Origin of the sequence: Noviherbaspirillum sp. Root189, assembly GCF_001428545.1 — a bacterium.
GTDB lineage: Bacteria > Pseudomonadota > Gammaproteobacteria > Burkholderiales > Burkholderiaceae_D > Noviherbaspirillum.
This window is the reverse complement of the sequence record NZ_LMHZ01000056.1, coordinates 265,833-277,911: the sequence shown is the minus strand read 5'-3', so window position 1 is coordinate 277,911 and position 12,079 is coordinate 265,833. Positions and strand designations below refer to the sequence as shown.

Below are 12,079 nucleotides of genomic sequence, written 5' to 3'. Positions count from 1 at the left end.
TTATACGCACAAAAATATAATAGGAAGCCACCTTAAGCCCTGTGGGACTGCGTATGAAGCTTAAACCAAGGGTACAGCAGGGGGCATCAGACTAGACGATGAATATCTGTTTGCACTTTACGGTGCGCGGCTTGACGACCGCTGCACCGGTAGATCAATGGTGATGGCCGTGCGGGCCATGCACGTGCCCATGCGAGATTTCTTCCGTGGTGGCTGCACGTACGTCCGTTACGTTCAGTGCAAACCGTAACGACAGGCCCGCCAGTGGATGATTTCCATCCAATGTCACCTGCTCGTCATTGAATTCAGTCACGGTAAAGACAACGCTGTGCGTATTGTCTTCGGCGTCTACCCTTCCTTCGAATTGCATGCCGACCTCGATTTGCGCCGGCAAGTTTTTACGCGGCTCAACCTTCACTAATTGCTCATCGTAGTACCCAAACGCATCGGACGGTTCGACGTTAATTGTGGTTGTATAGCCTGTATCTTTGCCTTCCATTGCCGCTTCAATTTTAGGCAGCGTATTGCCGTATCCACCATGGAGATACACCATGGGTTGCTTGCTCTTGTCAATTTGATTGCCCTCGGCATCTGATAAGGTGTAGTGGAGCGAGACCACGGTATCTTTCGCTATCTTCATATGGCGTCCTTTCTCTGGGAAGCGCCTATTGTAGCGCTGACTACGCCTTTACCGTCACCATCACGCGCTTAAGGAATCTCGACAGCGCCAATATCGATCAGGCCAGCCGCTGGTCGGGCTTCCTTGCCAGCGGGGTACAGGTATTGGAAGACTGGTGCTAGCGAGACACTGGTATCAATCAATTCAAGGCGCTGCCGCGATTCAATCTGGGGTATCCGCAAAAATCCAGGGGAGATAAGTCTTGAAGACCCTATATGCACATAGTAAATACACCCGCGAAACCAGAATGTTCACAGTGAGAACACTTTTAGTCGAACAACCGTCCAGTATTGAAGGCGCGGCGAAGTCAAAGTACATGAGAAGCCCCGGTAGCTAGACAGTAGGATTGATGCAGGTGGCGATACTACCTAAAAAATTTATTTTACGATTGGCACGGTTTTTGCGATCCGACACACTGGTCAGCGGCGCTTTCTTCGCCTATCGCGTCTTTGCCTTACCTTCTTGCCGAGGTAGCGACGGTCAATCGTCTGTGTCGCGTGATCGGACTGGCAATCCGATGGCCGAGGGCCAGGGAGAATAAGCGTAATGACAGGCGGCCGGTGTGTGGATGAGCAAATGATTACGCGAATCCTTACGCGCAAAAAAGCGGGAATTACCGTGGAGGTGAGGCGTTACTCCTTCCAGCCTAAAGAGATGAAATGCAACATGAATAAAGGTGATTTTCTGGTTCGCCAACTCAGTTCACTGAATGGTGCGATGTCTAACGCACGAGCAAAAGAACTTGTCGGATCACCCGGTGAGGATGCGCTGTCGCGCGACGACTTGTCCGGCTCGACCATGGAAAGCGCCGTACTAAAGATCCTTGAGCAACGTGCGCATGGCGAAACGCTAGGATCGATCGCGCAATCGCTGAACCGCTTGGGAATACGAGGAAGATATGGTGGGAGGTGGTATATGGCAAGTGTGCGCGCCGTTCTCAGACGTAGAGCTGTCAAGTAAATTAAGATTGGCACATCGCACAGCCCGCCATATATCTGTGGCGACTGCCAGACGCCAGGAGCATTCGATAGTACGTTCCGCCTTGCGAGGTTACAGGCAATGCGTTGCGTTACTGAAACCGTAGCCACCAGCTCCGACTACATTGACCGCCGCGATGATGGGCGCGTTGACTCTGAAGACGCAGGACCAATGGCTTGAAGTTCTTCTTAAAGATTCGACGATGCTCGGATAAATGCAATTCCGTGCTGCACGGTCAGAACAACGAGCTTCCATGCAGACCGTCTACCTGCCATCCATCCAGCAGAAAGTCTTACTGCTCGCTTTTAAGCCGTGAGCTAGGCTGAATATGTTCTTCATGCAGACAGTAATGATTACAGCAAGTGTCTTCGCCAGAAACACACTGTACATAAAAATTGGTACGGCAGGCTTTCTATCTGCGGTTCTGCCTATGGCTTCGCAGTCTTGCGCCACCTAATTAATACACAGTCGCCGCCATGGCATATTTGTTGCACTTAGCTGCCCGATCGACCAGCAAGAATAAGGTCGGCATACGTGGCCTGAACACGTCTATGCGCCTCAACCAACATTAGACTAAAGAAAGAAAATGCAATGAACATTCAAACGGTAGGTGTCCTTGGCGCTGGTCTGATGGGCAACGGCATCGCTCAGGTATGCGCAGCCGCAGGGCTGAACGTCATACTGCGCGACATTAACGATGCCGCCGTCGAGCGCGGCATCGCTGCCATCTCGTCAAATCTCGATCGTCTCGTCAGCAAGCAAAAAATCTCGGAGCAGCAGAAGTCGGCGATTCTTGGGTCAATCAAGGGATCCACTGATATTAATGAACTTGCCGCAGCCGACTTCATTATCGAAGCGGCCACTGAGAATCTGGAACTCAAACAAAAGATACTCAAGGAAATCGACGGCGTATCGAAGCCGGAAAGCATCATCGCCAGCAATACGTCTTCGGTATCCATCACCAAACTTGCCGCAACGCTGGCGCAACCAGGCCGTCTGATCGGAATGCATTTCTTTAACCCGGTGCCGGTCATGTCTCTGGTCGAAATCATACGTGGCATACAGACTACAGATGCCACCTTCGCGGCGACCGATGCGTTGGCGAAAAAGATCGGAAAAGCGCCGATCGCGGTCAGGAACGCGCCCGGCTTTGTGGTCAACCGCATTCTGTGCCCGATGATGAATGAAGCCATATTTGTATTGCAGGAAGGTCTCGCTACGCGTGAAGAGATCGATGCCGGCATGAAGCTGGGCGCGAATCATCCGATCGGCCCGCTGGCGCTAACCGACCTGGTCGGCCTAGACACCTTTCTTTCGGTGATGAACGTGTTTTATCACGACTTCAACGACTCGAAGTATCGTCCGGCACCGCTGCTGAAAGAGATGGTTGATGCCGGCTACCTCGGACGCAAGTCGGGGCGCGGCTTCTACGAGTATTAGGCGAATACGCATTCGGGAGCGCTCGTCACGCCGAAAATTCTGTCTTTTCCGGATACAGCGCTTCGTGGTTTTGTCTGCAGTATGAACACGGAACAGACAACTCACAAGGCGAAAGCCTGTGGAACCGTGAATTACATGGCTGGGCATAAAAGCTGCTTACAACGCAGTCGAAGTCCGAAATCCGGACTGTCTATCATCAGAGCGAAAACACTCAAGGCGCCTGAATAAATGCAGCGTTCAACTCGCTGAGCTTCATATAACAAATACCTTGGATAAGGAGACTTCGGGAATGCCCCACTACCTCAAGCGGAAACTTGCTATCGTCCATATCGCGGCGCATCGCTCAATCCCACATTCATCAGGCAATGATACGACTGGAGGTGTGTCATGTACGGCTTGATGCAAGATTGGCAGCTCCTGTGTCATCGTGTGATCGAGCACGCGGCACGTCAACATGGAGAGCGCCGGGTGGTCTCGCGCACGGTAGAAGGCCCGATCAAGGTGACTAACTACGCCGAGATACATGAGCGTGCTTTGCGTGTCTCCAAGCGCCTGGTGAAGGATAGCATTCGTCCCGGCGACCGAATTGCGACTTTGGCATGGAGCACGTCAAACCACCTTGAATGTTGGTACGGCATCGCCGGCATCGGCGCAATCTACCATCCCGTCAATCCGCGTCTGTTCTCAGAGCAGATTTCCTACATCATCAATAATGCGAAAGATCGGGTCCTGCTCCTCGACACCAGTTTCGTTGAACTTGTCGAAAGCCTGTCCGACGGACTACCGACGATCGAGCGTTACGTGATCCTGACCGATCGCGCCAACATGCCCCAGACGCGCTTGAGGAATGCGATTGCGTACGAAGACTGGATAGCGGAAGTCGATGCTGATTTCACCTGGCACAGCTTCGACGAAAACACCGCCGCCAGCCTGGCCTATACCTCCGGCACCACCGGACAACCGAAAGGCGTACTGTACTCGCACCGTTCCATCGTTCTCATGTCGCTTGCCGCCAACTCGCCTGATATGTATGGTTTCGGTTCCAATGACGTGGTCTTGCAGGTGGTGCCGATGTGTCATGCGAACGGCTGGACCTGGCCGTTCTCCGCGCCGATGGCAGGTGCTGAGCTGGTGCTGCCAGGAGCGCAGCTGGACGGCGAATCACTCAGTGAACTACTGCTTAATGAGCGCGTAACCTGTACGGGCGGCGTGCCGACAGTCTGGCAAGGCGTACTGGCACACCTTGCCGAGCGCGGTGAAACGCTGACGGACCTTAAGCGCATCTACATCGGTGGATCGCCCTGTCCGCGCTCGCTCATGGAAGCGTTTATGAATGGGCACGGCGTCGAAGTGCGCTCCGCATTCGGCATGACGGAAATGGGACCGATGGCGGCTATCTGTTCGCTGATGCCGGAAACCCATGATCTTACTGGTGACGCCATGGTCGATTTGCTGCAGACGCAGGGCCGGCCGCCATTTATGGTCGAGTTCCGGACCGAGGACGACGAAGGTCGGATCCAGCCATGGGACGGCGTGAGTGCCGGCCACCTGAAGGCGCGCGGGCCCTGCATCGTGCAAGCCTACTACGGCAATGAAATCGGCAGCGCGCTTGACGAACATGGATTCTTCGATACCGGCGACATCGCCGCCATTAATAAGAACGGGTACGTACGTCTGACGGACCGTGCCAAAGACCTGGTTAAATCCGGTGGCGAATGGATTTCTTCCATCGATCTTGAAAACCATGTAATGGACCATCCGGACGTCTTCGAAGCGGCGGTGATCGGTGCTAAACATCCGAAGTGGGATGAGCGCCCGGTGGTGGTCGCAGTGCGTAAGGAAGGGAGCCGCGTGTCCAAGGAAGACATCATGGGATTCCTGACCGGCAAGATCGCCAAGTGGTGGATGCCCGACGACATTATTTTTGTCGATTCTCTGCCGCATACCGCTACTGGCAAGCTGCACAAGAGCGTATTGCGCTCCCAGTATGAGAACCATCTGGTGGGCCGTCTGACTGGCTGAGGTTCTGGCCCGATATTAACGAATGATGAAACGAGCAATGTCGAACGAAAACTACCCAGTCCTGCTTTCACCGATCACAGTTGGCGCGCATGAATTGCGCAATCGCGTCATTATGGGTTCCCTCCATACTCGATTGGAAAATGAACCCGATGCGATTCCACGGCTTGTCGCTTTCTATTCCGAACGTGCGCGTGGCGGTGTCGGACTTGTTATTACCGGCGGCACCTCGCCCAACTTCGAAGGGCGCGTAGAGGAAGGTGCGCAGGTTCTCGATTCGGAAGAGAAACTCCTTGAGCACACTCCCGTTGTCGATGCCGTGCATGAAGCCGGCGCCAAGATCGTGTTGCAGGTCCTGCACACCGGCATCTATGCCAAGCATCCGCAAATCGTCGGACCGTGTGCATCGGCGTCGCCAATCAATCGTCGCGTACCGCGTGAGATGAGCTCCGACGAAGTGGAGCGCACAATCAACGATTTCGTCAAATGCGCATTGCTCGCCCGTCAGGCGGGCTACGATGGCATCGAGCTAATGGGCTCCGAAGGTTATCTGATTACGCAGTTCACTGCACCACGTACCAATCAACGTACTGACAAATGGGGCGGCTCCTTCGAAAACCGGATCCGCTTCCCGGTCGAGATTGTGCGTCGCACCCGCGAGAGTCTCGGCCCCGGTTTTCTCATCATGTATCGAATCTCGGCGATCGATTTGGTCGAAGGTGGCCTCACCGGCGAAGAAGTAAATCAGCTTGCGCGTGCCGTGGAGAGCGCTGGTGCCGATGCGCTAAATACCGGCATTGGCTGGCATGAATCAGTGGTACCTACAATTGCGACAAGCGTTCCGCGTGCCGCATTTGCTTTTGCCGCCGCTCGGCTGAAAAAGGTTGTCTCTATCCCGGTTGTTGCTTCGAACAGGATCAACATGCCAGCCACTGCCGAGGAAATCCTTGCTAAAGGCGAGGCCGATCTGGTATCGATGGCGCGTCCTTTCCTCGCCGATCCAGAATTCGTGATCAAGGCAGCGACCGGCAGAACAGATGAGATCAACACCTGCATTGGCTGCAATCAGGCCTGCCTAGACCACATTTTCACGGATCGCCTCGCCACTTGCTTGGTAAATCCAAAGGCATGCCACGAGACCGAGTTTTCTGATGAATTACCGGAAGTAAAGCGCCGCATTGCCGTCGTCGGATCGGGGCCGGCCGGGATGGCGTGCGCTGCTACGGCAGCCGAGCGTGGCCATCAGGTCGTGCTGTTCGAAAGTAATCAGGATATCGGCGGTCAGCTCAATATCGCACGTCGCATTCCAGGGAAGGAACAGGAGTTTTCTGAACTCATTCGCTACTTCCGCAAGCGGCTTGACAAGAGCGGCGTCGAAGTGCGGCTCGGGGTGCTCGCCGACACCGAGGATTTAATACGTCAGAAATTCGACCACGTCATCGTTGCCACCGGCATCAAGCCTCGCATACCCGACATTGAAGGTCGAGGACATCCAAAGGTGGTGGGCTATATCGATGTCATCAGCGGCCGTGCACAAGTAGGGGAACAGGTCGCGATTATCGGCACCGGCGGCATCGGCCATGATGTCGCTGAACTGCTGACGGCGCCAAAGCGTGGGGTGACGACCAATCCGGAATTTTTTGACGCTTGGGGCGTCGACCCGAGCATTTCGACACGTGGCGGCTTGCGCGAACCCGTGAAAGAAACACCGGCACGCAAAGTTACTATGCTCCAGCGTAGCGATACGAAACCCAGCGCGCGTCTCGGAAAGAGTACTGGCTGGATACATCGCGCCAAGCTCAACAAGCGCGGCGTTCCAGTGATTACAGGGTGCACCTATCACAAGGTGGATGACGCTGGCCTGCACTACAGTGTCGATGGCGAGATGCGCATACTCCCGGTGGACACCGTTGTAATGTGCGCGGGCCAGGATCCGGAGCAAAGCCTCGCGCAACCGCTGGAGAAGGCCGGGATCGGGGTAACTCTCATCGGTGGTGCTCGTTTTGCGTCTGAACTGGATGCTAAACGCGCAATCGACGAAGGCACTCGTCTCGCCTACAGCCTGTAGAAAGATCACCGATATGAAAGTTATGTCATCGCAAATGACAGGTGCCGCCGAACCAGTGCTGAAGGTGAATAAGCTGTCGCTGAAGTTCGGCGGCATCGACGCGCTGAGCGAGGTGTCCTTTTCGGTTTCACCTGGTTCTATCACGGCCCTAATCGGACCGAACGGTGCCGGCAAGACTTCCCTGTTCAACTGCATTTCCGGTTTTTACAAGCCGTTCTCGGGCGACATCCTATTCGAGGGGGAATCGATCTCACGGGTGCCGCCCCCCGAACGCGCCAAGCGTGGACTGGCACGGTCCTTCCAGAACATCGCGCTATTCCGGGGCATGACCGTGCTGGACAACATCAAGCTCGGACGCCATTCGCATATGAAGAGCAATCTACTCGACGGCCTGATCTACCGAGGTCGCGCCAGGCGTGAAGAAGAAGCGCTTAGCGCCGAGATCGATGAACGGATTATCAAGATTCTCGATATCGGCCACATTCGTGATGAGCCTGTGGCAAATTTGCCGTACGGGCTCCGGAAGCGCGTGGAACTTGCGCGTGCGCTGGCAATGCGACCCAAGGTGCTGCTGCTGGACGAACCGGTGGCCGGCATGAACCGCGAAGAAACCGAAGAGATCGCGCATTTTATCCAGGACATCCGGGAAGAGTGGGGCGTCACGGTGCTCATGGTCGAACATGATATGGGGATGGTGATGGACATTTCGGACCATGTGGTGGTGCTCAGTTTCGGCAAGGTGATTGCGCAGGGCAAGCCGGAAGAAATACAGCGCAATCCTGAAGTGATCAGTGCCTATCTTGGTACCGATGCAGCCGGTCAATTGAGCGTTGCCGTAACAACACAGGAGGTCGTGTGACGATCGATTGGATTTATCTCGCCGAGATCGCCCTCTCAGGCATTGGATCGAGCGCCTTGCTGGCCCTGACGGGGGTCGCTTTTGTCCTGATCTACAAGACGACGCGAGTCGTCAATCTCGCCATCGGCGAAACGCTGATGCTGGGCGCCTATCTGTTCTTCGGATTTACCGGCGCCATGGGTTTGCCAGCATGGCTGGCGATTCCGCTGGTGCTGGCGTGCGGCGCACTGTTCGGGGCCGTGGTCGAGCGTACGATCATTCGACCCATGCTCGGGACCAGCCCGCTTTCCATTTTCATGGTGACTATCGGCATCGGCTCGATGGTGGTCGGCGTGGTTGAATTGCTGTGGGGACTTGAGCCGCACCGTTTAATCTCGTTCGTTGAGGAGAAGCCGGTGTTTCTCGGACCGGCCTATGTCTCGCCCAAGACGGCAGTGGCGCTCGTCGTGGCAACGGGAACCATCGCTTTGTTCCTGGTGGTGCTGCGCTATTGGCGCGGCAGCCTGGCGCTGCGCGCGACAGCGAGCGATCACGGCGCTGCCTACTCGTGCGGTATCAGCGTGCCCAAGGTCTATTCGATGTCGTGGGCCGTCGCCTGCATGATCGCGTCCGGCGCCGGAATTCTGGTGGGTACAGTCGGCGGCATTTCTCCCGCAATGGGTGTGTTCGGTCTGTCGGTCCTGTCCGTGGTCATCATGGGCGGACTGGACTCGATTCTTGGTGTGCTGGTGGCGGCGATGTTTGTCGGTTTGATTGAAGCGTTCGCCGGGGCATTTCTGGGCGGTGAGTTCAAGCAGATTTCCACCTTCACGCTGCTGATGATTATGTTGCTGGTGCGCCCGCACGGCCTTCTTGGAACTGCTGAGATCGATCGACTATGACTACTGCACGAAACATCGATGCCCTCAATGGCGTCACAGGCGAAAAGGCAATGTCGGACGGAAATCGGAAACGAATGCTTTTCGCTGCATCGGCAATCGCTTTTGCAATCGTCCCCTTTCTGGTCGACCAGTACTTGCTGTACTGGATATGCCTGATTGCCATTAACATCATCAGCGCCACCGGACTGAACATCCTGTCCGGCTACACCGGATTGGCAAGCCTTGGACAGGCCGCGTTCATGGGTGTCGGTGCGTACACCGTTGCCCTGCTCGAGCTCCATGCCGGCACCTCGTTCCTGCTCAATGTGCCGGTCGCCGGCGCGGTAGCTGCGCTGGTAGGGCTGGTTGTCGGCATCCCGAGCCTACGTGTCAAAGGACTCTATCTCGCCATCGCCACCATCGCGGCCTCGGTCATCCTGGAATTCGTATTCGCCAACTGGGAGTCGGTCACCAACGGTGTCAAGGGCTTAACTGTTGCACCGGCACAGATCTTCGGCGTCGAGCTCGACCAGCCGGCCGAGCTCTACTGGATCATCGTCCCCATTGCGATCCTCTTCGTGGCGATGGCGGCCAACCTTTTCCGGACCCGCGTGGGTCGCGCCTTCATTGCAATCCGCGACCGCGACATCTCGGCTGAGGTGCTCGGCATTCCGTTGCTAAAGTACAAGTTGCTAAGTTTCGGCCTGTCGTCGTTCTACGCGGGGGTGGCTGGCGGTCTGTGGGCATACTTCTTCCGTGTCGTGACGCCGGAGAGCTTCCCGATTGTGATGTCGATCTTCTTCCTCGCCGCGATCATCGTCGGCGGCATGGGAACGATCCGTGGCAGCATCCTGGGAGCGGCGTTCATGACGCTTGTGCCGGAGCTGTTGCGTTTCGGGTTCACGTTCCTGGGGCCATGGATACCGGACTCCATGACGATCATTCCAGCGGTTCGCTCAATCGTGTTTGGGGCACTGATTATCGGCTTCCTGCTGTTCGAACCTCAGGGATTGGCCGAAGTCCTGCCCCGCTTGCGGCGTTTCTTTGGCCGCAGGCAACAACGCCCTGATTAAATATCTGCCCTCTTTCATAAAAACCTAGGAGACTGAAGTGCACAAATCCAGACGCAATACCATTCGCCTTGCCGCCTGCCTCGCTGCCGGCACCCTGGCCTTTTCGCTGAATCAGGCGATGGCGCAAGCCAAGCCGGACCTCGTGATCGGCGCATCGATCCCGTTGAGCGGCATCTTTGCCGCTACTGCCCCCAGCTACAATAACGCGATGCAGGATTACGCCACGCTCATGAACGAGCAAGGCGGCATCGCTGGCCGCAAGCTACGCTATGTGGCGGAAGATACTGGCTACAAGGTGGACGTTTCGGTTGCCGTATTTAACAAGATCACCTCCAAGGAAAACGTCAACTTTTACTATGGCGACTCTACGGGATTCACCAAGACCATCGCATCGGAAGTGGCCCGGAAGGGGAGCATGATCATGTCGGGTACTTCGTTCGCTACCGAGCTGAACGATCCGAAGAAGCACCCTCTGTACTTCATGCCTGGTCCCGACTATTCAGAAATGGTGAAGATCCTGTTGCGCCACATCGCCAAGACAACACCGAAAGCGAAGGTAGCGCTGGTCTATGCCGATAACGAGTTTGGCCGCGATCCGATCGCGTCCAGCGTCGCCTATGCCAAGGAGCTCGGCCTGAACCTCGTCCAGCAGATTGCCACACCGCCCGGCACGGTTGACGTATCGACCGAAGTGCTGAAGCTGCGCCGCGCCGATCCCGACTATACGATCTTCCACGGTTATACGCTGGCACCGATCCCGGAATTCATCACCCAGGCCAAGGGGTTGGGGATGAAGACCCGCTTCATGGGAACGGTATGGTCGATGGATCTGACGACAGTCGAGAAGATGGGACCCGGTGCCGATGGCTTCATGGGCGTCATGCCGTATCGCTACTACTTCGACAAGGAAGGCAGCTCGCCAATGCTGGAAAAGATCCGCAAGCTGCGGCCGGAGTATCAGCAGGTTGGCTACACCCAGGGCTTTCTGACTGCCATGCTGTTCGCCGAAAGTGCCAAGCGTACGCTGGCCGCTGGTAAGGAACTGAACGGCACCAACCTGAAGGCGGCGCTGAATTCGATCAAGGACTTCGACACCGGCGGTCTGATCGGTGCACCGATCTCGGTGCATGGCAACTCGATTCCGATTGGTCGCGTCTATCAGTACGATGCCAAGCGCAACACCATCGTTGCTGCGTCCGACTGGATCGACCTCACTAAGTAAGCCACTGAATCTGAAAGAGGCACCTATGCACGAAGAGTCCGAAAACATCCTCGATGTCAACGACGTCGAGGTTGTTTATGGCAAATCCGTACTGGCCCTGTGCGGCCTTTCCCTCAAAGTAGGGAAGGGAAGTGTTGTTGCCCTGCTCGGCGCCAACGGTGCCGGCAAGTCAACGGCATTGAAGGCCATCACGAATGTGCTCGCGCTGGAGGACGGCGCTATCCGGTCAGGAACGATCAATTATCTTGGCGTGGCGACCTCGTCGTTCGCACCGGATCAGTTGGTCAAGCGCGGGATGTTCCATGTGATGGAAGGCCGCCGCATCTTCGGCGACCTGACGGTGGAAGAAAACCTGAAGGTGGCCTCCTTCGCGGTATCGGGTCGTGGCGCGAGCGCTGTCAGCCTAAAGGATTCCTTCGACGTCGTGTACGGATATTTCCCGCGCTTATACGAACGACGTAACGGACTGGCCGGCTACCTGTCGGGAGGCGAACAGCAGATGCTGGCGATCGGCCGGGCACTGGTTGCTCAGCCCAAGCTGATTCTGCTGGACGAGCCATCGCTCGGATTGGCGCCGAAGCTGGTCGAGGAAATCTTTTCAATCATCGCTCGCATCAACGGCGAGCAGGGTGTGTCCATGCTCCTGGTTGAGCAAAACGCGTCGATGGCATTTTCGGTGGCTCACCACGGCTACATCATGGAGAGCGGCAAAGTGGTGCTAAGCGGTCCGACCAAGAACCTGGTTAGCAATCCCGAAGTCAGGGAACTCTATCTTGGCGTGCACGGCGATTCGGCAGGCGGCCGGCGCAGCTACCGGCGACAAAAAGCCGAAGTGCTGTAGGCGCCCGGATTGTCCGCTATCGAACCCGTTGCATGCGTGA

The 12,079-nt window shown here is 56.1% G+C and carries 10 protein-coding genes; 9 read left to right on the top strand and 1 reads right to left on the bottom strand.

The genetic code is table 11. The annotated features are described in order from the left end of the window. Positions 1 to 154 precede the first annotated feature (154 nt). Positions 155 to 640 carry an FKBP-type peptidyl-prolyl cis-trans isomerase gene (locus tag ASE07_RS24150; protein ID WP_057293360.1) on the bottom strand — a complete coding sequence of 162 codons (486 nt, stop codon included), beginning with the start codon at positions 638 to 640 and terminating at the stop codon, positions 155 to 157. A gap of 615 nt (positions 641 to 1,255) precedes the next feature. Here ASE07_RS24150 and ASE07_RS24145 point away from each other — a divergent pair. From ASE07_RS24145 to ASE07_RS24105, 9 genes are all read left to right on the top strand, one after another. Beyond that, positions 1,256 to 1,639 carry a recombinase family protein gene (locus ASE07_RS24145; RefSeq protein WP_162256946.1) on the top strand — a complete coding sequence of 128 codons (384 nt, stop codon included), beginning with the start codon at positions 1,256 to 1,258 and terminating at the stop codon, positions 1,637 to 1,639. Between the two features lie 609 nt (positions 1,640 to 2,248). Next, the gene (locus tag ASE07_RS24140) at positions 2,249 to 3,097 is read left to right on the top strand and encodes a 3-hydroxybutyryl-CoA dehydrogenase (RefSeq protein ID WP_057293358.1); all 849 of its coding nucleotides are present in this window, start codon (positions 2,249 to 2,251) and stop codon (positions 3,095 to 3,097) included. A gap of 387 nt (positions 3,098 to 3,484) precedes the next feature. After that, the gene (locus ASE07_RS24135) at positions 3,485 to 5,119 is read left to right on the top strand and encodes a long-chain-fatty-acid--CoA ligase (protein ID WP_057293357.1); all 1,635 of its coding nucleotides are present in this window, start codon (positions 3,485 to 3,487) and stop codon (positions 5,117 to 5,119) included. A gap of 37 nt (positions 5,120 to 5,156) precedes the next feature. After that, positions 5,157 to 7,184 carry an NADPH-dependent 2,4-dienoyl-CoA reductase gene (locus ASE07_RS24130; RefSeq protein ID WP_057293356.1) on the top strand — a complete coding sequence of 676 codons (2,028 nt, stop codon included), beginning with the start codon at positions 5,157 to 5,159 and terminating at the stop codon, positions 7,182 to 7,184. 13 nt (positions 7,185 to 7,197) lie between these two features. After that, positions 7,198 to 8,043 carry an ABC transporter ATP-binding protein gene (locus ASE07_RS24125; RefSeq protein ID WP_235548592.1) on the top strand — a complete coding sequence of 282 codons (846 nt, stop codon included), beginning with the start codon at positions 7,198 to 7,200 and terminating at the stop codon, positions 8,041 to 8,043. A 2-nt stretch (positions 8,044 to 8,045) separates the two neighbouring features. Further along, positions 8,046 to 8,924 carry a branched-chain amino acid ABC transporter permease gene (locus ASE07_RS24120; RefSeq protein WP_057293453.1) on the top strand — a complete coding sequence of 293 codons (879 nt, stop codon included), beginning with the start codon at positions 8,046 to 8,048 and terminating at the stop codon, positions 8,922 to 8,924. 50 nt (positions 8,925 to 8,974) lie between these two features. Further along, positions 8,975 to 9,976 carry a branched-chain amino acid ABC transporter permease gene (locus ASE07_RS24115; RefSeq protein ID WP_156396977.1) on the top strand — a complete coding sequence of 334 codons (1,002 nt, stop codon included), beginning with the start codon at positions 8,975 to 8,977 and terminating at the stop codon, positions 9,974 to 9,976. 37 nt (positions 9,977 to 10,013) lie between these two features. Next, positions 10,014 to 11,198, top strand: coding sequence for an ABC transporter substrate-binding protein (locus ASE07_RS24110; RefSeq protein WP_057293354.1), 1,185 nt, complete (start codon positions 10,014 to 10,016; stop codon positions 11,196 to 11,198). Between the two features lie 25 nt (positions 11,199 to 11,223). Further along, positions 11,224 to 12,039, top strand: coding sequence for an ABC transporter ATP-binding protein (locus ASE07_RS24105; RefSeq protein WP_057293353.1), 816 nt, complete (start codon positions 11,224 to 11,226; stop codon positions 12,037 to 12,039). Positions 12,040 to 12,079: the final 40 nt, after the last annotated feature.

What these genes read in the sequence shown, in the direction of transcription:
- ASE07_RS24150 (WP_057293360.1), bottom strand. Translation starts at nt 640, where the DNA reads ATGAAGATAGCGAAAGATACCGTGGTCTCGCTCCACTACACCTTATCA.
- ASE07_RS24145 (WP_162256946.1), top strand. Translation starts at nt 1,256, where the DNA reads ATGATTACGCGAATCCTTACGCGCAAAAAAGCGGGAATTACCGTGGAG.
- ASE07_RS24140 (WP_057293358.1), top strand. Translation starts at nt 2,249, where the DNA reads ATGAACATTCAAACGGTAGGTGTCCTTGGCGCTGGTCTGATGGGCAAC.
- ASE07_RS24135 (WP_057293357.1), top strand. Translation starts at nt 3,485, where the DNA reads ATGTACGGCTTGATGCAAGATTGGCAGCTCCTGTGTCATCGTGTGATC.
- ASE07_RS24130 (WP_057293356.1), top strand. Translation starts at nt 5,157, where the DNA reads ATGTCGAACGAAAACTACCCAGTCCTGCTTTCACCGATCACAGTTGGC.
- ASE07_RS24125 (WP_235548592.1), top strand. Translation starts at nt 7,198, where the DNA reads ATGAAAGTTATGTCATCGCAAATGACAGGTGCCGCCGAACCAGTGCTG.
- ASE07_RS24115 (WP_156396977.1), top strand. Translation starts at nt 8,975, where the DNA reads ATGTCGGACGGAAATCGGAAACGAATGCTTTTCGCTGCATCGGCAATC.
- ASE07_RS24105 (WP_057293353.1), top strand. Translation starts at nt 11,224, where the DNA reads ATGCACGAAGAGTCCGAAAACATCCTCGATGTCAACGACGTCGAGGTT.